The sequence below is a fragment of the Nocardia sp. NBC_01499 genome, assembly GCF_045040275.1.
In the GTDB taxonomy this organism is placed as follows: domain Bacteria; phylum Actinomycetota; class Actinomycetes; order Mycobacteriales; family Mycobacteriaceae; genus Nocardia.
Genome location: NZ_CP109426.1, coordinates 583,827 through 607,085 on the forward strand (window position 1 = coordinate 583,827; position 23,259 = coordinate 607,085).

General features: G+C 67.0%; 24 protein-coding genes. 12 read left to right on the forward strand and 12 right to left on the reverse strand.

From position 1 onward, the window contains the following. Positions 1-29 precede the first annotated feature (29 nt). From OG203_RS02675 to OG203_RS02690, 4 genes are all read right to left on the reverse strand, one after another. A complete protein-coding gene (locus OG203_RS02675; RefSeq protein ID WP_405164042.1) occupies positions 30-833 on the reverse strand; it encodes an SCO1664 family protein in 804 nt (267 codons plus the stop codon). A 3-nt stretch (positions 834-836) separates the two neighbouring features. Then, the gene (locus OG203_RS02680) at positions 837-1,421 is read right to left on the reverse strand and encodes a DUF3090 domain-containing protein (protein ID WP_040735411.1); all 585 of its coding nucleotides are present in this window, start codon (positions 1,419-1,421) and stop codon (positions 837-839) included. A 79-nt stretch (positions 1,422-1,500) separates the two neighbouring features. Then, positions 1,501-2,253: a histidine phosphatase family protein gene (locus OG203_RS02685; protein ID WP_405164043.1), complete on the reverse strand. Its 753-nt coding sequence runs from the start codon at positions 2,251-2,253 to the stop codon at positions 1,501-1,503. A gap of 13 nt (positions 2,254-2,266) precedes the next feature. Continuing rightward, positions 2,267-3,193 carry an undecaprenyl-diphosphate phosphatase gene (locus tag OG203_RS02690; RefSeq protein ID WP_405167757.1) on the reverse strand — a complete coding sequence of 309 codons (927 nt, stop codon included), beginning with the start codon at positions 3,191-3,193 and terminating at the stop codon, positions 2,267-2,269. Between the two features lie 298 nt (positions 3,194-3,491). Here OG203_RS02690 and OG203_RS02695 point away from each other — a divergent pair, with 298 nt between their 5' ends. The 5 genes from OG203_RS02695 to OG203_RS02715 all read left to right on the forward strand — a co-directional run bounded on the left by OG203_RS02695 (position 3,492) and on the right by OG203_RS02715 (position 8,366). Beyond that, positions 3,492-4,463 carry an aldo/keto reductase gene (locus tag OG203_RS02695; RefSeq protein WP_405164044.1) on the forward strand — a complete coding sequence of 324 codons (972 nt, stop codon included), beginning with the start codon at positions 3,492-3,494 and terminating at the stop codon, positions 4,461-4,463. A 156-nt stretch (positions 4,464-4,619) separates the two neighbouring features. Continuing rightward, positions 4,620-5,690: a hemin ABC transporter substrate-binding protein gene (locus OG203_RS02700; protein ID WP_405164045.1), complete on the forward strand. Its 1,071-nt coding sequence runs from the start codon at positions 4,620-4,622 to the stop codon at positions 5,688-5,690. Beyond that, positions 5,687-6,793 (forward strand): FecCD family ABC transporter permease, encoded by a 1,107-nt coding sequence (locus tag OG203_RS02705; protein ID WP_405164046.1) that lies wholly within the window; start codon positions 5,687-5,689, stop codon positions 6,791-6,793. The genes OG203_RS02700 and OG203_RS02705 overlap by 4 nt, the downstream gene beginning before the upstream one ends. 473 nt (positions 6,794-7,266) lie before the next feature. Continuing rightward, positions 7,267-7,521 (forward strand): hypothetical protein, encoded by a 255-nt coding sequence (locus tag OG203_RS02710; protein WP_405164047.1) that lies wholly within the window; start codon positions 7,267-7,269, stop codon positions 7,519-7,521. Beyond that, positions 7,518-8,366, forward strand: coding sequence for a heme ABC transporter ATP-binding protein (locus tag OG203_RS02715; RefSeq protein WP_405164048.1), 849 nt, complete (start codon positions 7,518-7,520; stop codon positions 8,364-8,366). Before OG203_RS02710 ends, OG203_RS02715 begins: the two co-directional genes overlap by 4 nt. A 13-nt stretch (positions 8,367-8,379) precedes the next feature. Here OG203_RS02715 and OG203_RS02720 read toward each other — a convergent pair whose 3' ends face one another. The 5 genes from OG203_RS02720 to OG203_RS02740 all read right to left on the reverse strand — a co-directional run bounded on the left by OG203_RS02720 (position 8,380) and on the right by OG203_RS02740 (position 12,376). After that, complete coding sequence (locus OG203_RS02720) at positions 8,380-8,607, reverse strand: hypothetical protein (protein WP_405164049.1); 228 nt, start codon at positions 8,605-8,607, stop codon at positions 8,380-8,382. Between the two features lie 330 nt (positions 8,608-8,937). Then, on the reverse strand, positions 8,938-9,324 hold the full coding sequence (locus OG203_RS02725) for a YrdB family protein (protein ID WP_405164050.1): 387 nt from the start codon (positions 9,322-9,324) through the stop codon (positions 8,938-8,940). 11 nt (positions 9,325-9,335) lie between these two features. Beyond that, positions 9,336-11,429 (reverse strand): MMPL family transporter, encoded by a 2,094-nt coding sequence (locus OG203_RS02730; protein ID WP_405164051.1) that lies wholly within the window; start codon positions 11,427-11,429, stop codon positions 9,336-9,338. Between the two features lie 50 nt (positions 11,430-11,479). Then, entirely contained in the window at positions 11,480-12,019 is a 540-nt protein-coding gene (locus OG203_RS02735; protein WP_405164052.1) for a hypothetical protein, read from the reverse strand. Beyond that, positions 12,020-12,376, reverse strand: coding sequence for a hypothetical protein (locus OG203_RS02740; protein ID WP_405164053.1), 357 nt, complete (start codon positions 12,374-12,376; stop codon positions 12,020-12,022). Positions 12,377-12,665: 289 nt separating this feature from the next. On the opposite strand from OG203_RS02740, the gene OG203_RS02745 reads away from it, so the two are divergent. Genes OG203_RS02745 through OG203_RS02755 form a run of 3 tightly spaced genes read left to right on the forward strand, consistent with a single transcriptional unit; the run spans position 12,666 to position 15,050 of the window. Then, the gene (locus OG203_RS02745; RefSeq protein WP_405164054.1) at positions 12,666-13,682 is read left to right on the forward strand and encodes a hypothetical protein; all 1,017 of its coding nucleotides are present in this window, start codon (positions 12,666-12,668) and stop codon (positions 13,680-13,682) included. Beyond that, positions 13,682-13,969, forward strand: coding sequence for a DUF5703 family protein (locus tag OG203_RS02750; RefSeq protein WP_379281793.1), 288 nt, complete (start codon positions 13,682-13,684; stop codon positions 13,967-13,969). Before OG203_RS02745 ends, OG203_RS02750 begins: the two co-directional genes overlap by 1 nt. Positions 13,970-13,973: 4 nt before the next feature. After that, entirely contained in the window at positions 13,974-15,050 is a 1,077-nt protein-coding gene (locus tag OG203_RS02755) for a quinone-dependent dihydroorotate dehydrogenase (RefSeq protein WP_405164055.1), read from the forward strand. 69 nt (positions 15,051-15,119) lie between these two features. Here the strand turns inward: OG203_RS02755 and OG203_RS02760 are convergent, their stop codons facing one another. After that, a complete protein-coding gene (locus OG203_RS02760; RefSeq protein WP_405164056.1) occupies positions 15,120-15,572 on the reverse strand; it encodes a hypothetical protein in 453 nt (150 codons plus the stop codon). A gap of 464 nt (positions 15,573-16,036) precedes the next feature. Between OG203_RS02760 and OG203_RS02765 the strand changes: the two genes are divergently transcribed. Then, complete coding sequence (locus OG203_RS02765) at positions 16,037-17,044, forward strand: PfkB family carbohydrate kinase (protein ID WP_405164057.1); 1,008 nt, start codon at positions 16,037-16,039, stop codon at positions 17,042-17,044. A 23-nt stretch (positions 17,045-17,067) separates the two neighbouring features. Here OG203_RS02765 and OG203_RS02770 read toward each other — a convergent pair whose 3' ends face one another. Next, positions 17,068-17,406, reverse strand: coding sequence for a hypothetical protein (locus OG203_RS02770; protein ID WP_405164058.1), 339 nt, complete (start codon positions 17,404-17,406; stop codon positions 17,068-17,070). Beyond that, positions 17,403-17,687, reverse strand: a complete 285-nt coding sequence (locus tag OG203_RS02775; protein WP_405164059.1) for a hypothetical protein — start codon at positions 17,685-17,687, stop codon at positions 17,403-17,405. Before OG203_RS02775 ends, OG203_RS02770 begins: the two co-directional genes overlap by 4 nt. Positions 17,688-18,355: 668 nt before the next feature. Between OG203_RS02775 and OG203_RS02780 the strand changes: the two genes are divergently transcribed. The 3 genes from OG203_RS02780 to OG203_RS02790 all read left to right on the forward strand — a co-directional run bounded on the left by OG203_RS02780 (position 18,356) and on the right by OG203_RS02790 (position 23,258). Next, on the forward strand, positions 18,356-19,831 hold the full coding sequence (locus tag OG203_RS02780) for a carbohydrate kinase family protein (RefSeq protein WP_405164060.1): 1,476 nt from the start codon (positions 18,356-18,358) through the stop codon (positions 19,829-19,831). Between the two features lie 381 nt (positions 19,832-20,212). After that, positions 20,213-21,178 (forward strand): GTP cyclohydrolase II, encoded by a 966-nt coding sequence (locus OG203_RS02785; RefSeq protein ID WP_405164061.1) that lies wholly within the window; start codon positions 20,213-20,215, stop codon positions 21,176-21,178. A gap of 247 nt (positions 21,179-21,425) precedes the next feature. Further along, a complete protein-coding gene (locus OG203_RS02790; protein ID WP_405164062.1) occupies positions 21,426-23,258 on the forward strand; it encodes an AMP-dependent synthetase/ligase in 1,833 nt (610 codons plus the stop codon). Position 23,259 lies beyond the last annotated feature (1 nt).

Genomic DNA, 23,259 nt, shown 5'->3' on the forward strand with positions numbered 1-23,259 from the left:
TATGCAATGCGTCTCACCCACAACCACTTTCAGAACGCGGGCCACGGAATCGGCCGGGACGTCCTCGGTGTCGGCATCACCGGATCATCGACCAATTCCTGCGTCCGGTCGACGAGCGCTTCGATCTCGGCGTCGGTGATGTGTTCGGCGAGTTGGTCGGCGACGGCGCCGGGTAGCTCCTTGGCGAACGCGGTGATATCGGCGACGAGCGCGTCACTGAGCGGCTGGCCGGCCCATCCCCACAGCACGGTCCGCAACTTGTGTTCGGTGTGCAAGCAGATGCCGTGGTCCACCCCGTACACCTGCCCGTCCATCCCCTCCAACGCGTGCCCACCTTTGCGGTCGGCATTGTTGAGCAGCACATCGAGCACGGCCATCCGCTGCAGCCGCGGGTCGTCGGCGTGGATGAGCGACACCTCGTTGCCCGCCGCGTCTTGCGCGCGCAGGATCTCGCGGAACCCGTCGGGCACCGCGCCGGGCGGGCACAGGTCGACCAGGTCGAGCCGGTCGCCCTCGTCGGTGTGGTTGTCCACGCCCTCGACCCAACGCTGCACCATGCCGACCCCGTACGGCCCGTCGCGCAGGATCGTCTCCGGAATCACACCCCAGCCCACCGCGGCCGAGATCTGATACGACGCCACCTCCCGCCCGGCGAGGGTGCCGTCGGGAAAGTCCCACAGCGGACGCTCACCGCGCACCGGCTTGTAGACCACCCGCAGCGGCGGTTGGGCGTCATCGAGGATGTCGCAGACCAGGGTCACATTGCTGGCGGTGCTGATCCGCCCGATCACTGTCAGCTCGCCGCTGTGGAACCCATCCCCGGGCCGCGTCACCGATCACTCCTCTAGTTCGGCCGCGCCGAAGATATCGCCACGCTTGTACCCGTTGGTGCGCACGCACATGTGCCCACGCGAGGACAGCGGCTCCCCGCACAGCGGGCACGGCGGACGACCCGCCGCGATCACCCTGGTCGAGCGCAGCGCGAACTCACGCGCCTGGATCGGGGTGAGGAACACGCGGACCGCGTCCGGACCCTCCTCGGTGTCGTCGAGCACGACCGACTCGTCGACCTCGGTCTCGGTGATCGCCAGCAACTCGACAACCACGGCGTTCGCGTCGGCATCCCAGCCGAGGCCCATGGTGCCGACCCGGAATTCCGCGTCCACCGGCGTCACCAGCGGTGCGGTATCGCCGATGTCCTCCGCCTGCGGCGGCACCTCGGCGCCGAACCGGCGAGCCACCTCGTCCAACAGCAGACCCATTCGGTCGGCGAGCACCTTCACCTGCTGCTTCTCCAGCAACACGCTGACAACCCGCGGTTCCTCGATGGCCTGCAGATAGAACGATCGATCGCCCGGCTCACCGACGGTCCCGGCGACGAAACGATCGGGGGTGCGAAATACATGGATTGCGCGTGACACATGCACCTCCTGATACGTGACCCTGATCGACTACCCACGGCGCTGGAATACAACGCCCACTATCCGTGTACAAGGAATCTCAGCGCTCCGCATTCCCATTATCCCCACTCCCGGCACTACCTAGCTCGCCGCCGGGAACGGGACCGGAGGTATCGATCGCGGCGTCTTGTTTAGTCGAGCCGGAATCGGGAACGGGCCGTTGCTGATTCGACAACGCGGACAGGTCCGTGCCGGTGTCGTTGAGCCGCCACACATAGGGCGCGGTCGGCGTGTATCTGACAACGCTGATCGACGCGGGCTCGACCACGATCCGCTGGAATCCGTCCAAATGGATGCCCAACGCGTCGGCGAGCACGGATTTGATGACGTCACCGTGGGTGCAGGCCACCCACAGCACGTCATGCCCGTGTTCCTCGGCCAGCGCCCGATCGTGCTCGCGCAGCGCGGCGACCGCGCGGGTCTGCACCTGCGCCAGCCCCTCACCGCCCGGGAAAACCGCGCCGGAGGCGTGCCGCTGCACCACTTTCCACAGCGGTTCCTTCAGCAGTTCGCCGATCGGTCGCCCGGTCCATTCGCCGTAATCGACCTCGATCAGCCGGTCGTCGAAGACCGGTTCCAGCCCTAATTTCTCCGCGAGCGGCGCCACCGTTCGCTGACAGCGCAATAGCGGAGAGTGCACGATGCGTTCGATCGGCAGCCCGGCGAGCCGTTCGGCGACCGCCTTGGCTTGATCGTTGCCGTGCTCGGTCAGCTCGACACCGGTACTACGGCCGGCCAGCGTGTGGGCGGTGTTCGAGGTCGAGACTCCGTGCCGGAGCAGAATCACCGTCATGTAGTCAGCCTAATCATGTCGCCGACACGACACCCGTCGCGAGGAGTCCCATAACGGTCAGACCGAGCACAATGCGGTAGCCAACGAACCAGTCCAGCGAATGCTTAGCAACGAACTTGAGCAGCCACGCCACCGACGCGTACCCGACGACGAACGCGAGCAACGTCGCCACGATCAACTGCGCCCCGCTGGCGTTGAGCCCCTCACCGGCGGGTTTGAACGCGTCCGGGATGCTGAACAGCCCCGACGCGGTGACCGCCGGAATCGCGAGCAGGAACGAAAACCGCACGGACGCTTCACGAGTCAGCCCGAGGAACAGCCCCGCCGACGAGGTGGCACCCGAACGCGACACACCGGGAATCAACGCGAGGCACTGGGCAAAACCCATCACCAACCCGTCCCGCGTCGTCAGCTGTTCGAGCGGGCGCAGCTTGCGTCCGTAGTACTCGGCCGCCGCGATGACCAGCGCGAACGCGATGAGCATGAACGAGATCAGCCACAGATTGCGAGCCGCGGTGCGGATCACGTCCTTGAGCAGAAAACCGAGCACGCCGATCGGGATGGTGGCGATGATCACATACCAGCCGACCCGGTAGTCCAGCTCGCGCTGCCGCTCCTCGTCGAAGTAGCGGTCGGCCTGACCCATGGTCACCACGGGCAGCCGCGTCGTCACCTGATCGGTGATCGGCACCGTCTCCCGCGACGACACCTTGCTCAGCACGGTGCTGAACCAGGCCTGCAGGATCCGCCAGATGTCCTTGGCGAAATACACCAGGACGGCGGCCTCGGTGCCGAGCTGGGTGACGGCGGTGAACGAGGCGCCCGCGTCGTCGCCGAAGAACACCCCGGACACGATCCGCAGATGCGCCGACGACGAGATCGGCAGGAATTCGGTGAGGCCCTGCACCAGGCCGAGTACGAGCGCCTGTATCCAGGTCATCGATTCGCCCGTCACACGGTCTCCTGGTATTGCATGCCGCCTCCATGTGTTCTTGCTCGAAAGAACCGTTCCGACTGAGCAATTGGTCAACAGATGGGTCGCGCGCGAGTGAGCACCGGCGCAATCCCGCAGCGACAGTACAGTGTCGAGGCCATAGGGGCATGTTCGCACCGCGATCGCGGAGTAACCCGGCCTCCCGCGGCGTTCGTCCGCGACGCGCGAGCCACTGTGCGGGTAGGCGCCCGGACGCCCGCGCACGCTCTAGGCTTGGCGCCGTGACGATTGCGCGGACACGGTGATGGAACAGCGGACGGTCGGCCGCAGCGGCCTACGGGTGTCCCGGATAGGGCTTGCGACCCATACCTGGGGTTCGCATACGGATGCTGACGAGGCGTCCGTGCAGTTGGTGGCGTTCATCGAGGCGGGCGGCACGCTCGTCGACACCTCACCCGCCTACGCCGGTGGTGGCGCGCAACGAATCCTCGCCGAACTGCTCGGCGATCTCGTCTCCCGCGACGATCTGGTGCTCAGCGGTTGCGCGGGTATCGCGCCGAGGGTCACGCCGGCTCCCGCGGGACCGGCCGTGCCGGACGCGACGACACAGACCACCATCGATACCTCGCGTCGTGCGCTGCTGCGTCAGCTCGATCGGACGCTGCTGGAGTTCGGCACCGACCATCTCGACATCTGGAATGTCGCGGTGTGGGATCCGCGGACTCCGCTCGACGAGGTCGCGGCCACCCTTGAACACGTAGTCCAGTCCGGGAAGGTTCGCTATGCGGGTGTGCGCGGATTCGGCGCCTGGCAGCTGGCGAGTCTCGCCGCCGTCGTGCCGATCAGTGCCGCGCAGACGCCGTACTCGCTGCTGGCTCGCGACGCGGAGACCGATTTCGTGCCCGCCGCGCTGCATCACGGTGTCGGTGTGATCGCCTCGGCGCCGCTCGCCGGTGGCATTCTCACCGGCAAGTATCGCGACGGGGTTCCCGCGGACTCGCGGGGCGCGGACGAGGCCACCGCGGCCGATATCCGCAGCAGTCTCGACGAACGCGCGACCAGGGTGGTCGATGCGCTGGTCACCGCGGCCGACGGGTTGGGTACGTCACCGTTGGCCGTCGCGCTGGCCTGGATTCGGGATCGGCCCGGTGTCGCGAGCATGATCGTCGGTGCCCGGGATATCGGGCAGCTCACCGGGGTGCTCGCGGCGGAGACCCTTGAACTGCCGCGGGCTATCGCGGCCGCGTTGGACGATGTCAGTGCTCGTACGGAGTGAGGGATTTCGACCCACTCATCCCCCCGGAGCTGGCGCATCTTCCACTGCTCACGCATTGTCGGAGGCAAGCGCATTCGCGGGGAGCAGCGCAACCCGGCGCGCGATCGGCACCGACCCGATGACCGCCTCTGCGCGGCACGTCTTAGGCTTACCTACATGAGGCATGCGACGTCCGGCGACCCGTCCGTCCACACGCGGCGGATCGCCGGTGTCCGATCTGGATGGTCGCGCTGTGTGCTCGCGGTGCTCGCGCTGACCCTGGTCGCGGCGTCGGCAGCGTGCGGAACCGACAGCGCCGCGACGAGTTCCGGGCAGCGTGGGCCGTCCACCGCGACGCTGGCCGACCTCGATCCGGTGCCGATCGGGCCCGAGCCGACGCCTACTCTCCCGGCGACGGTGCGCTCGTTCGACGGCACCGATGTCACCGTCACCGACAGCAGCCGCATTGTCGCCGTCGACCGCTACGGCACCCTCGCGCAGATCGTGTACGCACTCGGCATGGGGCCCAAACTGATCGGCCGCAGCACCACGGCCGCCTTCCCCGCCGTCCGTGACGTGCCGAACGTAGCGGGCGGCAATGGCGCGCTGAACGTGGAAGGTCTACTGGCGCAACGTCCTTCGGTGTTCCTCACCGACTCCGTCACGGTCACGCCGCCGCTGCGTGAGCAGTTGCGCGCGGCCGGCGTCAATGTCGTCTTCTTCGACCCGCAGCGCACTATGGAAGGCGTTGTCCCGCAGATCGAGGCCGTCGCCGCCGCGCTCGGCGTGCCCGATCAGGGCAAGGCGCTCGGCAAGCGGACCCACGACGAGATCGCCGCCGCCACCGCCGCGGTGCCCAAGCCGGACCCGCAACTCACCATGGCCTTCCTTTATCTGCGCAGTACCGCCATTACCTTCCTCGCCGGTCCCGGTTCCGGCGCTGACTCGCTCATCGCCGCGCTCGGCGGCAAGGACGCGGGCGCCGCGCTGCCCGAACCGTTCGTCTCGATCACCAGCGAGGCGATGATCGCCGCCGCGCCCGACTTGCTGATCGTGATGTCGGACGGGTTGAAATCCGTTGGCGGAGTTGACGGTTTGCAGAAGGTCCCCGGAATCGCGCAAACGCCCGCCGGACGTAACAAGCGCGTCGTCGACATGTCCGACGCCGTGGTGCTGAGCTTCGGGCCCAACACCGGCCGGGTAATCACCGCGCTGAGCGAGGCCGTCTACGGCACTCGGCCCGCATGACCGAATCGACCGTCGCCAAGACCGAACCGCCGGTCGCCTCGGACCCGCCGCCCGCACCGAAGTCGCGCGGACGGTCGCGCACCACACTGGTGTTCGCGGTCGCGATCATCGGATTGATCGCGCTCGCACTGGCTTCGGCCGCGATCGGACAGGTGCCGACCACGCCCGCCGAGGTGGCGGGCAGTGTGCTGCACCGGATCGGGCTGGACTGGGGGCCGATGCCCGCGCATCCCGCCGGTGAGGTCACGCTGTGGCAGGTGCGGTTCCCTCGGGTGCTGCTTGCCATGCTGGTCGGTGCGGCGCTCGCGACGGCGGGCGGGTTGCTGCAGGGCGTTTTCGCGAATCCCCTTGCCGAACCAGGTGTTATCGGGGTTTCCGCAGGAGCGGCGGTCGGTGCGGGCACCGTCATCGTGGTCGGCGGGGCGTTCGTCGCCGCCTGGTCGGTGGCCGCGGCCGCGTTCGCCGCGGGGCTGGCCACCACCGCGCTCGTATATCTACTCGCCCGATCGAACGGGCGCACCGAGGTGGTTACCCTGGTGCTCACCGGTGTCGCGATCAACGCCTTCGCGGGCGGGTTGATCGCGTACCTGCTGTTCGTCGCCAACCCCGCGGCGCGCGATCAGCTCGTGTTCTGGCAGTTGGGTTCACTCAACGGTGCGACCTGGGATTCGGTCACCGTCGTCGCGATACTCACCGCCGTCGGCGTCACCGCCGCCATCATCATCGCCCCGCGACTCGACCTGCTCGCCCTCGGTGAATCCGCCGCCCGCAACCTCGGCGTCGACGTGGAACGCTTGCGCCGCAACGTCATTCTGGTTGTCGCCATCCTTGCCACCGCGGGCGTCGCGTTCACCGGCATCGTCCTGTTCGTCGGCCTCATCGTCCCGCACCTGGTCCGCATGCTCGTCGGCCCCGCCCACCGCGTCCTCATTCCGTTGAGCGCCATCCTCGGCGCCGTCGTCCTACTCATCGCCGACGTAGGCGCCCGCTCCCTCGTCCACAACGCCGACCTCCCCCTCGGCATGCTCACCTCACTCATCGGCGGCCCCTTCTTCTTCTGGTTGCTTCGCCGCACCCGAGCCCGCGCCGGAGGGTGGGCATGATTCACCGACGTTGGGGTTCAACCAGTTTCGGCACAGTGGCGAGATGCCCTGGAGCGCACGGAGGCTCCGTGGGCGCTGCGGCACTGCGTATTGCGGACTGCGGGTCTGCGACTCGACCGACACGCCGGACGCGTACGGGGTTGGCGGACGAGGCTTGGGAGCCGAGTCCCCGCAGAGCTAGAAGCCGGGCGACGCGCGGGAACTCTGTGAGCGCCACGTCAACGTCGGTCGGGAGCGACCAGCCAGCGGCTCGGCAAGCGCACTCGGCACGTCCGGCGGCGGCCGACAAGGCGTTGGGCTCACGGAGTTTCAACTCTGCGCGTAGCAGTGCGGTGCACGAAAGGTCCGTGAGCGCGGCTCAGTCAGCGCGCGCGAGGGTGGCGGATGAGACTCGGAAGGCGCCGGGGGTTGGCTCAGCTCATGGCCGCACCAGATGCCCTAGGGCGCACGGAGACTTCAGGAGCGTCGGGTCAATGTCTATCGCGGACAGTCGGTCTGCGGCTCGGTTCGTGCGGCGCGCGACGGGGGTCGATCAGGCTTGTGGCTCAACGAGTTTCGATGGGCACCGCGGCCGTGACGTGTTGACCGTTGTCTCGCTGTCGAAGCTGACGATCATCGGCGGTAACGCGACCGCGCACGAGATCCCGCTGTTCGAGACCGGTGGCGGTGGGCAGGTCAGCGGCTGCATGCGCTGTGGGAGTGGCGAGTTCGAGTGGGGTGGGGCGTGAGCGGGGTTCGGCAGGTGTTCGCTCGGACGCATGAGTTGCCCGGGGCAGTGGAGAAGGGGGCGGTTACGTTGCGGGCGCGGGGGGTGAGCGTGGATCGGCGCGGGGCGAAGACCGCGCAGCGGCGGGTGCTCGATGGGGTGGACTTCGATGTGGTCGCGGGTGAGGTCGTCGCGTTGGTGGGGCCCAATGGGGCGGGGAAGTCGACGTTGCTTGCCGCGCTGGCCGGTGAGTTGACGCCGAGCGAGGGGGCGGTCGAGCTCGACGGGCAGGCGCTGACGCACTGGTCGCCGCTGGATATGGCGCGTCGCCGGGCGGTGCTCCCGCAGACCCACACCGTGGGTTTCCCGTTCACGGCCCGCGAGGTCGTGGCGATGGGCCGGGCACCGTGGCTGCGCACCGAACGCCGCGAACTCGACGACGAGCGCATCGCCGCCGCCATGTCCGCCGCCGACGTGGAACACCTTGCCGCCCGGTCCTTTCCGACCCTATCCGGCGGCGAACGCGCCCGCGTCGCCCTGGCCCGCGTGCTCGCCCAGGACACCGGCACCCTGCTCCTCGACGAACCGACCGCCGCCCTCGACCTCGGCCACCAGGAAGCCGTCCTGCACCTGGCCACCACCCGCGCGCAAGCGGGCGCGGCCGTCGTGGTCGTCCTGCACGACCTCGGCATCGCCGCCGCCTACGCCGACCGCGTCGCCGTCCTCGAATCCGGCCGCATCGCCGCCGACGGCCCACCCCGCCAGGTCCTCACCACCGACCTCCTCACCCGCGTCTACCAACACCCCGTCGAGGTCCTCAACCACCCCCTCACCGGCGCCCAACTAGTCCTCCCCGTCCGCCGCTGACCCCACGCACCTTCTACCCCGCCGCAGCCAGAATTCCCGTGCGCGGCACACTGATTCGTCCGCGGCCGACGATGGCAGGTCCGCCCACACAGGCGACACGCTGCCAGCAGCTCCACAATGCCGCCCACGAGACGAACAGCCCATCTGCCGCGCCGAACGGGACATGACGCAGCGCCCACTCGACATTTGCCGCCACCATGTCCCGCTCGGCACGCGGTTCACCAACTATGTTGGCGACCATTCGAGTACCGCCGCAGCACCATTCGGCCTGCACACCCGCCGCTGATCTCGCGCCGGAGTATCTGCCGCGCGGGTCTCAGCCTGCCGCACGATGAACTATCGATCGCACTTCGGCGGCGCCGGATCGGCGCGTGCGAGTTCTGGTGACAGCACGCGTGAGTCGCGAAGGCTGCAGTCAGTACCGAAGGCATCGCCCGACGAGCGGCACTCGGCCACCGACATGACACAAGGCCCGCTCGACAAACGCCTCCACCATGTTCCGCTCGGCCGACGGTGAGTGCACATAGTGGACACCTCTAGCGGCCATGCGCCACTCGACGCTCTGGCCGGATCAGAGGGTTTGTGGCGCGTCCGGCGGGTCGTCGTCGAGGAGCAGGCTGCCCTGTAGGCGGACTCGGAGCAGGGCGTTGATTGCCCAGAGGGCGAAGAAGATCAGGCCGGTGAGGGGTGTTGTCGCGGTGGCCAAGGCGAGGGCTCCGCCGCCGAACCAGATGAGTTCGAGGGCGAGTCGCCAACCGCCGCGGAGGGGGAAGCGCGGGGTCGAGCCTGCGCCGAACAAGGCCCACATGAGGATGAAGAGGGTGGGGGCGGCGAGTCCGGCCACTACGCGCACGAGGACACCGGCGGGCAACGTGAAGCCCCAAACTGCCGCTGCCGCAATCACTCCCAGCTCGAGCAGGAACGTAACGAACAGGTTGGCACCTTTGAGCACATGCATGGTTGAACTCCTCAGCGCCAGATCATCTTCAACACCGCCGGGGTCAGCAGCATTCGGATGACGGTCGCGTCGAGGAGCAGGGCGGCGATCATTCCGTAGGCGATGTACTTCATCAGAACCAGGTCGGAGAAGCCGAAGGCTCCGGTGACGACGATCAGAATGGCTGCGGCAGAGGTGATTACGCCGCCGGTGTGGGCAATGCCGTAACGGATCGCCTCACGCGGTTCCGCCCCATTCGCCCGCGCCTCGGCCACCCGCGACAACAGGAACACCTCATAGTCGGTGGACAACCCGAACACCACGGTGACGATCAGCGCGAGCACCGCGAACATCAATGGGCCCGGCGTGAAGTGGAAGAACCCCGCACCGTGCCCCTCGACGAACACCCAGGTGAGCACCCCCAACGTCGACACCAAACTCAACGCACTCATCGCAACAGCCTTGACCGCCAACACAATCGATCGGAACGCCGCATACATCAGCGTGAGCGCCGCCGCCGCGAGAATCGCCACCAGCACCGGCAGCCCGCGCAACAGCCCGTTGATACTGTCGCGTTCCAGCGCGGGCACCCCGGCCACCATGATGTCGACGCCGGACGGTTCCGGAATCGCCCGCAACGCCTTGATCACCCGATCGGAATCCTGCTTGTCCGCCAACCCGGCCTGCAGCACATTGATGCCGTCCTTGGTCGGCACCGACGGCTCGAATCGTCCGGTGAGCCCAGGGCTTTGACTCGCCTCGAACCGAATATCACTGAGCTGCTGCGGATCAGCACCACGCACCACAAGTTTCAACGGTTCGGTACGAAAACTGGGGAACAACTCATCGAACCGCTCCTGCGCCACCCTGGCCGGGTTGTCGGTGCCGAGATACTTCTCGCTGATCCCACCGAACTCGATGTGGCGAAACGGAATACTCAACGCGAGCAGCGCGAGCACGATCGGCACCGCCACCGCCAACGGTCGCCGCATGGCCACCTGCGCAAGCCGCGAGAAGAACCCGGCATCGATCTGCGCCTCGGTCTTGCTGCGGGAGAACCGTTTCCAGCCCAGGAAGTCGATCCGCCGTCCCGCGATACTCAACGCCGCGGGCAACGCGGTCACCGAGAGCAACGCGGCAAGCAGCACCGAACTGATCCCGCCGTACGGCACCGACCGCAGCACCCCGTTCGGAAAGATGAACAGCGCACCGAGACTCACCGCGATGATCGCCGCCGAGAACAGCACCGTCCGCCCCGCCGTCGCGACGGTGCGCGCGGTGGCCTCCTCCACGCTGCGGCCCGCGGCGAGCTCCTCCCGGAACCTGGTGACGGTGAACAATCCGTAGTCGATAGCCAACCCGAGACTCACCAAAGTCATGACGGTGCTGGCGAATACGTTCACATCGATGAACCCGGTGAGCCCGCGCATAATGCCCGCGGTCCCCATGATCGTCATGCCACCGATCAACACCGGAAGCAGCGCGCCGACCACCCCGCCGAACACGAAGTACAGCAGAATCGCCACCAACGGCAGCGCGATGATCTCCGCCCGGTGAATGTCGTTCTGCATACCGGTATTCAGCCCCGCCAGCACCGGCTGCAACCCGGCCAGCTGCACCGTGGTGCCGCCCGGCCCGCCGCCGGCCCTCCCGGCACCCAGATGATCCTTGATCGCGGAGTAGTTCTCGACGGTCGCCGTCCCCTCGCCGCGCAGCCCGACGCTGGCGAACGCGTGCATGTGCGAGGCATCGGTGGCGTTCCCCGCGAACGGACTGTCCCAGTAACTGTCGATCTTCAGGATGTTGTCCGGAAAACGCGCGAGCAGCCCGTTCAACGCGCCCGTCACCGCCGACCGCACCGCCGGATCGTCGACAGTGGTGCCCGCGGGCGCGGTGTACAGCAGGATCAGGTCGCTGTCGGTATCGCGCCCGAACGTCGCGTCCGCGATCTTGGACGCCGCCACCGACTCGCTCGACTCGTCGAACCACCCCTCCTGCGTCAACCGACCCGCGAGATCACGGCCGTAGCCACCCGACGCGAGCACCGCGAGCAAGAACACGCCGAGCACCACAAAACGATGGCGATAAACGAACCTGCCCCAGCGGAGCAACCCCGAATGCAGCATCGAATCGTCCCGCGACACACGCGGGCCGCGTCCGCGCGAATCCGACACAGCTAGCCGCAGGCCGGTGTGCGGTAGTCGGCGGAACGCAGAATCCCGCACAGGTCGGTCCGCGAGATCTTCCACTTGCCATCGAGCAGCACGAAATGCACCACCGTCGTACGCACCGCGGTCCCGCTACCGTCCTTGTCCAGGCGCATCGTCGCGGTCAACGTGCCGTCGTGATTGTCGAACACCGGATCGGTGACCCCGTAGACGGCACGCGGATTGTCCTGCAGCGCCTTGTACATATCGGGGATCGCGGTCCGGAACGCGTCGCCGTCCTCGATCAGGTCGGTGCGTTCGCTGTCGGGCAGTGCCGGATCCAGCGCCCGTTTGATCTGCGAGTCCAGCTGCGCGGCCGATGGCAGCGGCGGATGCGCGGCGATCGAGGACGTGGTGATCGACGCGGACAGTGACGCGTTGGCCGACGAACGAGCGGCGTCGACGGCCGCCTCGTCCGATCCGGTGCTACATGCCGCGGTCACGGCCACCAACAGGAGGCCGGTCGCGGTCAGCGCGGTGCGGGCGAGAAATGTGTATGGCATCACCATCTACATACCATCAATGACGGAACTGATGCGTCCCAGCAGTGCCCGCACGGTCGTTACTTCACGGTCGGGGACCGCATCGACGGGCTCGGCGTCGGGGATCATGTCGCGCACCAGCGCGACAACGCTGCGTTCGTCATCGAGGTCGATATCGGTGACCCTGACCTCCGCGACGGCGACGACATCCTCCGGACCAGGCACTTCGCTGGCGAGGTCGGCCCGGTAGATCTCCAGCGTCAAGGTCGCTCGGACCGTGCGAAACGCATACGGCCTGCCATCGCCGGTGGTTCCGAACCCGTGAGCGAACGGACCAACGGTTATGTCATCGATGGCAAATCCCGACGGATGGTCGGCTTTCAACCGGATCTCCCTGATTTGGACACTGTTTCAGCTCAACCGTAACCCGCATCACCGACATTCTCCCCCAGCCGCCACCCCGGTACGCCGTGATGTTGCGCCATCATGGTCAGATGATGGAGTTGTGGTGAATCGTCGGTAGCAGTCGGTAGAAGGAGTTCGGTGGATGCGCCCTCGCGGCTGGGTTCGATTGGCGGCATTCGCGGGCCCCTCCGTGATTACGCTCCGCAGCGGTGTGCGCTCGGCCGCACCGACACGCCGTAGCCGGCGAGTCCCCACCGCCCTCGTCGGCGTGGCGGCACTGATCCTGCTTGCCGGATGCGGCACCAGCCCGGACACTGACAACCTGGCGACCAGGGATCCGGCCACCGCCGCGCCCTCACCCACCGGCACCGCGCGTCCAGCAGGCGATGTCGTGGCACTGGCCAGCCCCCTGCGCGCCTTGCTCACCGAGGCAGGCACCGGCCAGATCGCCGCACTCGACACCAGCGAGACGAACACCACCGTCTTCCTCATCGACCCGGCCACCCTGACCCGCACCGGCCCCAACGGCGCCCTCGACCCCGACGTCCGCACCCTGTCGCTGCCCGCGCACGGCGCGAGCCTGGCTCAGGGCAAGCCGGGTGAACTGCTGATCCCCGCGCCCAATCGGATCTACCGCGTCGATATCGCCGCTAGGAACGTCAGCGATGTCGCCATCGACGGCGATGCCAGATCGGTGCAGCGCCGCGACGACGGCACCCTGCTCGTCGGCACCGCCGACGGCAAGGTCCGCACGCTGTCCCCCGAAGGCAAGGTCGTCAAGACCGTCACCGGCCTCGCCTCCGCCGACGCGCTCGCCCTCACCGAGGGTCACGTGTCCGTACTCGACCGCCGCCAGACCTCCGTCACCGAGATCGAACTCGGCAAAGACGACCTCGGCCTGGCCCTGCGCGCGGGCGACGGCGCGACCAACATGATCGCCGACCGGTTCGGCCGGATCATCGTCACCGACAGCGCGGGCGGCGAACTCTTGGTCTTCAGCGCCGGACCTCTCGTCCTGCGTCAGCGATTCCCGGTAAACTCTTCGCCTTACGCGCTTGCCTACGATCAGCGGTCCGACACCGTGTGGGTGACGTGCACGCAGAGCAACGAAGTCGTCGGATTCGATCTGTCGACGGGTATACCGACAGAGGTGGGCCGCTACCCGACGGTGCGGCAGCCGAACTCGGTAACCATCGATCAGCGCACCGGGGACATGTTCGTGGGATCCGCCGTCGGCGACGGCCTGCAGCGGATCCGCGCGGACGATCGGAAGAGAGGCCAATGATGACTCCGGCAACGCGCGCAGACGACGAACCCGCATCACCACGCGAGCAGCGAGCGCGGCGCAACGCACTGCCCGCTGGTTGGGAAACCACCAGTGACGACTACGAATACGTGCCGCTGCGACTGCCACCCGAGGTGACCAGGGTGACCGCGTCGATGCGGCTGGCCATCCAGGCCGAGTTCGGCGGCTGGGAACTGTCCCGCGTGCGGGCCTATACCGACGGCAGCCGCCGGGTGCTGCTTCGCCGCCGAAAAACCGCACTACCCCAGCCCGAACCGGGAATGTGAGCTGATGTACGCCCTGTTATTACGCCTGATGTTTCTGGTCCCGCCGGAACGCATCCACCACTTAGCCTTCGCCACCATGCGCTTGGCCGCTCGTTTCGCGCCAACCCGCTGGGTCATGTCCAAAACCCTCGTCACCGACGATCCCATCCTGCGCAACACCGCGTTCGGCATCGACTTCCCGGCGCCGGTCGGCCTGGCCGCCGGATTCGACAAGAACGCCGACGGCGTCGACGCCTGGGCGCCACTGGGTTTCGGCTTCGCCGAGATCGGCACCGTCACCGCCCAGGCTCAGCCGGGCAACCCGGCGCCGCGACTGTTCCGGCTGCCCGCCGACCACGCCCTCATCAACCGCATGGGCTTCAACAACTTCGGTGCCGCTGCCGCCGCGGAACACCTGCGCGGGCGTCGTGGTGATGTGCCGATCGGCGCGAACATCGGTAAGACCAAGATCGTCGAACCCGCCGATGCCGCAGGCGATTACGCGATCAGCGCGGCGCTGCTCGGCCCGCTCGCCGACTTCGTCGTCGTCAATGTCAGCTCCCCCAACACCCCCGGCCTGCGCGACCTGCAGGCGGTGGAATCGCTGCGCCCGCTGTTGCAGGCCGTGCTGGACAGCGTTCAGGTGCCGGTCTTGGTGAAGATCGCCCCCGACCTGTCCGACGAGGATATCGACGCCGTCGCCGACCTCGCCGTCGAACTCGGCCTGGCCGGCATCGTCGCCACCAACACCACCATCCGCCGCGACGGTTTGCGCACGCCCGCAGCCGAAGTCGCGGCCATGGGCGCGGGCGGCCTGTCCGGCGCCCCCGTCGCCGACCGGTCCCTCGACGTGCTGCGCCGCCTCTACCGCCGCGTCGGCGACCGCCTCGTGCTCATCTCCGTCGGCGGTATCGAATCCGCCGACCAGGCCTGGGAACGCATCCGCGCGGGCGCGACCCTGCTGCAGGGCTACACCGGCTTCATCTACGGCGGCCCCTTCTGGACCCGCAAGATCCATCGCGGCCTCGCACAACGCCTGCGCGCCAACGGGTATCAGAACGTCGCCGACGCCATCGGCGCCGAGCACGCCGCCAACGCCTGATCGCGGCACCCGTCACCGACCGACGAGTTACTGCCGGTCGGCGCGATCGAGGTACTCGAGCATGGACGCCTATCCGAGCACGTACGGCGGATCGATGGCACGGCCGTGCGGCTGGAGCGGCCGGTCGGTCCGCTCGGCCGGTGCCGCGCCGGATTCGGCAGGTGCCGCCCCGGATTCGACCCACGCCGCCCCGAATTCAGCCGGTGCCGCGGATTCCGGCTCGGCGGGCGGAGCCAACCGCGCCGCCATCCGCCGGGCGATCCGTAGCACCGCGTCGGTCGTGGCGATGCCGAGTTCGCCGGCGTAGCTGTCCATCCTGGCCAGCGCCGTCGGATCGTCTACGGCCCCCGGGTCGCCGAGCAGTTCATCGAACTCCATCCCGGCTCGCGCTTGGCCGCGAGTCAGCTCCCGGTCCGGCAGCCAACTCAGCCGCCACACCTCGATGGTCGAATCCGTGACCCGATGAGCGGATTCGGGGGTCCGGTCACTGGTCATCGACCAGGCCGTCACGTCAATGGTCACGACGTCCTCCTGTCGTGCATCCGGTGTGCAGTCGAAGACTGGGGTGCTGCACGGTGGTTCCCCGTTACTCGGCGCGCGCCGCGCCGAACGGCCCCATTCCTGGAGGTAGAAGGGACCGCGCCGGGACCCGGCGACCGCTTTCGGGGTGCGTCGAGCCTCGGCCGAAGGTGCTGTTGTTCGCAGAATCACGCTCATCACCAGGCCCTCCCGTGTACCTGGCGGGGCGATCGAATCGCCAATTCCAGTGTGGCACTTGCCGTTCTCACTAGGCAAATACCTTTGTCCATCGATAGTTGACGATCCGTCGGCTCGCTAAACCTCCTATCGTGAACAGCACGGATGACGACCGGCTTCAAGACTATGGAGAGTGGGTCTCAGCGATGCCTCCACCTGATTCCGGAATGGTTGCCGTACGAAGTAACTTGGCCCGGCTGGGTAAGTCTTCGGGTCTCCGTCTGGACCGCTTGCGCAGCACGGAGATCGATCTCGCACCGCTGCTCGAGCTGGCTGCCGCACCACAGACTTCGGGTGTCGTCACCGTCGTCGGCGACGCGGTGGTCAACCATGTCTATCGCGTCGACGATCTACCGGTGGCCGGTGCCTCCACTCCAGGAAGCTTCGAGGCGCATCCCGGAGGCAAGGGCCTCGACTGCGCGGTAGCCGTAGCGCGGCTCGGGCTGCGAGTCCGATTGATCACCGCGATCGGCGATGACGATACGAGCAGCCATCTGCTGGGCTACCTGCATGGCGAAAACGTCGAAACCGAGCTGGTAAAGATCGTTCCCGGTGCATCGGGCCCGATCACCGCAGTGATGCTGGCCAACGGAGGTGCGCATGCACTCATCGGACTCAGAGACGACCGGGCCCGGCTGAGCGCCCAAGACATACGCAGCTCGGCAATCCACGCCGCGATCGCCTCCGCCGACGCGATTGTCATGACCTTCGAGCAGTCGAGCGCTGTGCTCGAGCAGGTACTGGCCGAGGTCCGCGGACTGGACTCACCACCACTGCTCATCGTCCGGCCATCCCCGAAACTCGCTCCGTCGCACCACCTTGACGAATACCTCGGCGCCATCGACTATCTCGTCGGCATCAGCGAAGAGCTCGCCGCGCTGCCGACCGACGTGGCTGCCACCTCTATCGCCGATACCGCTCGGCGGTTGCGCGGGCTCGGCGTCGGCTCAGTGTGCGCATTAGAGCCCGTCGAGTGCACAGTGTGGTCCGATACGGTCAACACCGTAATCTCGTCCTCCCCTGAGACATTCGAACACGCGCCCGGCGCCTTGGCCGCTTTCACCGCAGCCCTGATATACCGACTCGTTTCAACGGGCCGCCGCGCCGCCGAGGCGTCGGACTACGCCTGGGCGACTGCCGCGATGACGGCTACGCAACCGCTCGGCGCCGTTCCCGATCCCATGCCCCTGGTCCGCGACATCGACCGCACTGTCCGGCGCGCATCGGACGAGCCCTGATCACGCCTGTCCGCCAAGCGATCTCACCGATCACCCCGCGACCTTCCCGAATGAACGTGCGGCACACCCTGATCGCGATGCAGCCGCGCCACCATTTGCTTCGCCAGTAAGATCACCGCGTGCTCGCGCAGGATGCCGAGATGGTCGGCGTACGCGTCGACCCGCGCCTGCGCGATCCGGTCGTGCACCACACTCGGATCGCTGAGGATCTCGTCCAACTCCATCCCCGCACGCGCCTGGTCCGGCGTCAACGCTCGACCGGGCAACCAACTCAAGTGCCATGAGTTCTTTTCCGCCACAGCGAGATACGCCGACTCCGGTGTGACGGTGCTGCCGATCCAGTTCGCGGTCTCGATGATCATGCCTGCCTCCGCAGGGCCAGTGCCAGTATTACCTGTTCCACGGGGATACCGAGCAGCCCTGCGGCGACGACGGCGCGCACGCGGACCGCCGCGTCGTGCTGGTACTCCTCGGAACTGAAGATCTCGGCGAGATCCATACCCGCCAAGGCTTGTTCGCGAGTCAGCAGCCGATCATGCTGCCAACTCAGCCGCCATGAGGTGGCCCATTTATCGGCGAGCCGGTAGGCCGACTCGTCGGTCGTGTCGCTGGTCATCGACCAGTGCGTGACGTAGATGGTCACGAATGTCTCCTGTCGAGCATCCGCTGGTGCGGCACGGTCAGCACGTGCGGCACGGTGATTCCGAGTTCCTCGGCCAGCGCTGCGGGCCGTTGCCGACGGATCTGAACGCTGTCTCCACGGAGGGAGATGCCGTCGCCGAATACAACGTCGCGGCAAGGTGTAGACCAGCCGCGCAGCGAAACGGACTACGACAGAAGATGTTTCGGGCCGAGCGCAGGCGAACGCGCGATGGTCCGCCTAGCCGGTGACGGGGTTCGAATCCAGCTCGGTCGCGCCCTCGCCGGGCTTGCGCTCGCCGCGCCGCCGGGTGTGCCGTATCAGCAGAATCACTTTCATCACCAGGGACCTCCCAGTCAGCTGGTGTGGCGACCGATCGCCAATGTCAGTGTGGCAGTTGCCGATACCAGACGTCAATTGACATCGAGTATGGGGCGATTGACATGTTATTGGCCGACCAACTGTTCCGAAACGGGCATTCTTCGGACGAAACCTGGTGCGGCCCAAGATATGACACTGCGTCGCCGGGTGAAATCACACCCCCGCCAGGAGGAATGGGCATTTGCTGGCGACAACCGGCAATTGACGGTACTTGCAGATGTACGTACCGTTGGTGCACCAGCGGTTAGCCCGCGGGCGGCAAGTGAGGACCGAGACGGAGGAGGCCCGCGATGGCCGTCCAGTCGACTATCGTCGCCGTGCGGAGCGCGTTCCAGCGACTGTCCAAAGGCGAAGGACTGACCCTCGAACGCTTGCGGACCAACGAGGTCGCCGACACACTCCTCGAATTACCTTTGGTCGAGCACCGCGTCGACCAGCTAGGCAGTAAACCGCCCGAGGCGCTGCTGGCGGTGGTGCGGGAATTGGCACGACAGCTGCCCCCCACCGACCGGATCATCGTCGACGCGGAGTTGGCGCTGCGCCTGCTCGACGGGGAATCGGCGCTTGATCTCGAGCAGCTGTACGACACCAACCTCGGCCTACGCCGCAGCTACCTCGTCGAGCATTGGCACGCACTGCACGTGGCGGTCGGGGCGACAGCGGTGCCGCCGACGCCGACCGTCCGCTCGCTGCGGGACACCCCGGAACGCAATGCTTTCACGGCGCTCGCACGGGCGATCGCGGCCGGAGCGGTCCTCGACGCCGACGCACCGCCGGAGCGCGAAACCAGTCCGCGCGCAACAGGTCCTGTCGTCACCATTGTCGGCGACGCGGTCATCGATGAGGTGCTGCACGCCGACCGGATACCGGAGAACCGCAGATCGACCCGCTCGGAGCGCGATCTGCAGCCGGGCGGCAAAGCCCTCTATCGCGCGGTCGCGGCCGCCCGGCTCGGCCTGGACGTCCGATTGCTCGCGGCGATCGGCGACGACGACAATGGCCGATTGATCCTTGACCACCTCAGAGCCGAGAACGTCGACACCGAACTCGTGCAGATCGTGCCGAACACGCCGACCCCCGTTGTCGTCGTGGTGATGACCGACGACGGCGTGCGGTGTTTCGTGAACAAGAACGTGTCGATCCGGCTCACCGAGGACCACCTGCGCACCCCGGCCGCCCTGGCCGCCTTTGCCGCCTCCAGCGCGGTGCTGCTGACCTTCGAGCAACCCGGCGACATCGTCGAACAGGTGCTGGAATCCCTTCGGGTGCTACCGGATCGGCCCCTTGTGCTGCTGCATCCGGCGCCTTCCGACGAGGCACCGAGGCACCTGCACCGCTTCCTCGGCATGATCGACCATCTCGTCGGTTCCCCAGGCGAACTCGAACGGGTCGCACAAGACAGCGGCCGCAGCGGTGGCGACACCATCTCCCGGCTCCGGTTGCTCGGTTCCCATTCCATCTGTGTCATCGAGGATTTCCAGGCCAGCGTGCACTCCGACGCGGTGAGCGCGCACATCCCCCGCTCGTCCGTCGGGCTCGAAGACGCCCCTGGAGTACGCGCGGTCTTCTCCGCGGCTCTCGCCTACCGCCTCGTCACCCGGTCCGGCCCGCCGACCGAACAGGATTTCATCTGGGCCGCAGCGGCAATGGTTGCGGCCCGCTCCGGGTTTACCACGATGCGCGACGAGGAGCTCATCAGCGACATCGATCGGATCATCCGATTCACCGCCGAACACCAGCGGGCCGAGTTGCTCGACGGAAGCTGATTGACACACGGTGAAATACAAACGGCGCCAATCGATCACACCGATCGACTGATGGACATCAATGTTCGCTGATCGCGTGCGACATTGTGATGTATCCCACTTTCACCGCCAATGGCTTGCCGCTCGGTAACTTTATCCGGTTTGCCAGAAGTGTTACGGGCCAACCGAAATGGCATCCACGGCCTGGCCTCGAGACGGGTCGGTCACTTCCACACCCGCCATTTCGACCGCGAGAGTCGGCCACGCCGCCGCGAATTGGGGTGTAATCGATTCGGAACATAGACCGTGCCACCGCGGCGGACGACCGTGCCTCAATCGCACCTTCTCCCCCGGCTGCACGGCCATCCGAGAACTCGAACAAGAGGAAACTTGGAGGCCGACTTGACCACAGATCCACACTCCCCCAACGACACCGTCCATTGGCTGAACCGAAAGGGCGGCACGCTCAAGGTCCAGGTGGCGGAATTGCCGGGCGGCCAAGAGTACGGCCACGTTCTCGTCTTCGGTGACATCAAGGAGGGCTGCCTGGTACGGATCCATTCCCGCTGCTTCTACGGCGAGGTGCTGCGTTCCGACGATTGCGATTGCGGCGCCGAAATCGACAAAACCATGGACATGATCCAGGAGGCAGGCGCGGGCGTGCTGATCTACATGGAGCAAGAGGGTCGGGGCGCGGGCCTGGTGAACAAGGCGCGCGGCTATAACGTGCAAGAGCGCACCGGCGCCGACACATTCGACTCGTACAAGTCGCTCGGCCTGGCGCCCGACGGTAGGGACTATCTGCTCGCCATCACCAGCCTGCTGCAGCTGAACCTCGAGTCACTACGCGTGCTGACGAACAACCCCGACAAAGTCAGTGGCCTCAAATACGTCGGCCTCGACATATCCGTCGAGCCGTTGCTCGTTCCGCCGTGCAATGAGCGAGTACGGAAATACATGGAGTCCAAGCGAATCAAACGCAATCACTGGATTCCGGCCGCTCTCACCGCGCGGGTGGCACCGGAACCGACGAAAGCGTCGCTGGACTGGACGTCACAAAGCGCGCCGATGGGCGGATACGCCATACGGGCGCCGAGATTCAACAAGCCAAAGGTCCGCACCCGCCGCAGCGTTCGCTTCCGCACCGAGCAGCCCGTGCCGATCCGACCCGCGGCGCGAATGGTGCGCGAGACAGACTTCGATGTCGTCGAAGTGTGGGACGACCCCAACAGCACATTAAGCTTCCCGCCCACCCTTTCCGGCATGCGCGGCGTCCGCACACTGCTCTGGGAGATCAAGCGCAGGTGGGCAGTCGCGGACCAAGCAGCCGCCTTCACCGATCAACCGCCACCACCCCGAGTGGCCTGACTCCGGAGGAACCGTGACCACCGATGCGCACCAGTGCGCCAGTGGTGGAACGGCCGGTAGTTGCGCCTAAACGGCGGTCACCAGCCGGGACACCTGGCTACCATAAGTGAGCCGCGCCACTCCTGGCGCGCTGACTCGTGAGAAACTGACAGAGGCGTTGCTGCATTGTGTCAGGATCGGGTCTCGAACCGCCCGCGTGCGGACGCCGCGAGGCGCGGTTCATGGCATGGATATCGGGAACAGGGATATGACGACAACAGACATCGGCTATGCGCACGAATCGGGCAAAACGGTCTACACCGTTCCGGAGGCGTTCCAGGAGACCCTGACGTTGCGGCCCGAGCAGGTCGCGTTGCGTACGGTCGGCGGCACCCAGCAGATCACCTGGCGGCAGTACGGCGAGCGGGTGCGCGCGATCGCGGCAGGACTGGCCGAACTTGGTGTCGGGCGCGGCGACACCGTCGGCATCATGCTCACCAACCGGCCCGAGTTCAACCTGGTCGACACCGCCGCGCTGCACCTCGGCGCGACCCCGTTCTCCATCTACAACACCAGCTCGTCCGAGCAGATCACCCACCTGTTCACCAACGCGGCGAACAAAGTCGTTGTGACAGAACAGGTTTTCCTCGACAAGGTCACCGGCGCCGGCATCGACCTCGCGCACATCATCATGGTCGACGGCCAAGCCACCGGCACCATCACCCTCGACGAGGTCGAGGCGAACCCGGCCGCCGACTTCGATTTCGACGCGGCCTGGCGCGCGGTCGAGGCCGACGACCTGGCCACCCTGATCTACACCTCGGGCACCACCGGCCCGTCCAAGGGCGTCGAGATCACCCACCGCAATGTGCTCGCCCAGATCATCGGACTGCACAGCGGCCCGCTGCAGGTCGGCCTCGACGACCGGTCGGTGTCCTATCTGCCCGCCGCGCACGTCGCCGACCGCATCTCCGGCCACGCCATCAACCTGGTCACCGGCATCCAGATCACCACCGTGCCCGATCCGCGCGAGATCGCCGCCGCACTGCCCGACGCCCGCCCGACCACCTTCTTCGGGGTGCCTCGGGTGTGGCAGAAGATCAAGGCGGGCGTCGAGGGCAAGCTCGCCGCCGAACCGAGCGGAGTCAAGAAGGCGCTCGCCAACTGGGCCATCGAGACCGGAATGGCCGCTGCCCGAGCCGATCTCGCCGGCAAGGGCCGCAGCCCGATCCTGGCCGTGCAGCACAAACTGGCCGAAGCGCTTGTGCTGTCGAAGCTGCGCCACGCCATGGGCCTTGACGAGTTGAAGGTGGCCGCCTCCGGCGCCGCGCCGATCCCACCGGAGACCCTCGAGTACTTCCTCGGCCTCGGCTTCACCGTGACCGAGGTGTGGGGCATGTCCGAGACCAGCGGCGTCGGCACCTTCACCGAGCTGGCCAAGCCGCGTCCCGGCTCGGTCGGTCGCCCGGTCGACGGCATGGAACTTCGGCTGGACGCCGACGGTGAGGTCCTGGTCCGCGGGGCGCTGGTGACCCTCGGCTACCGCAATATGCCGGAGAAGACGGCCGAGGCGATCGATGACGACGGCTGGCTGCACACCGGCGACGTCGGCACCCTCGACGCCGACGGCTACCTGCGCATCGTCGACCGCAAGAAGGAATTGATCATCAACGAGGCAGGCAAGAACATCGCGCCGAGCAATATCGAGAACGCGGTCAAGGCGGTCTCCTCGCTGGTCGGTCAGGCTGTCGCCTTGGGCGACGCCAAGCCGTACATCGCCGCGCTGATCGTGCTCGACCCCGACGTTGCGGCCTTGCGCGCCAAGGAATTCGGTGCCACCGACGCCGATCTGGCGACGCTGGCGACCCGCAAGGAGATCGTGGACGAGGTGCTCGCCGCGGTGCGGGCCGGCAACGTCAAGCTGTCGCGGGTGGAACAGATCAAGCGCTTCACCATCGTCGGCACCGCCTGGGAACCGGGCGGCGACGAGCTGACCCCGAAGATGTCGCTCAAGCGCAGCCCGATCGCGGCCAAGTACGCGGCCGAGATCGAGGCGCTCTACGCCAAGGATCCGTCCGACAAGGTGATCAACGTCAAGTAGT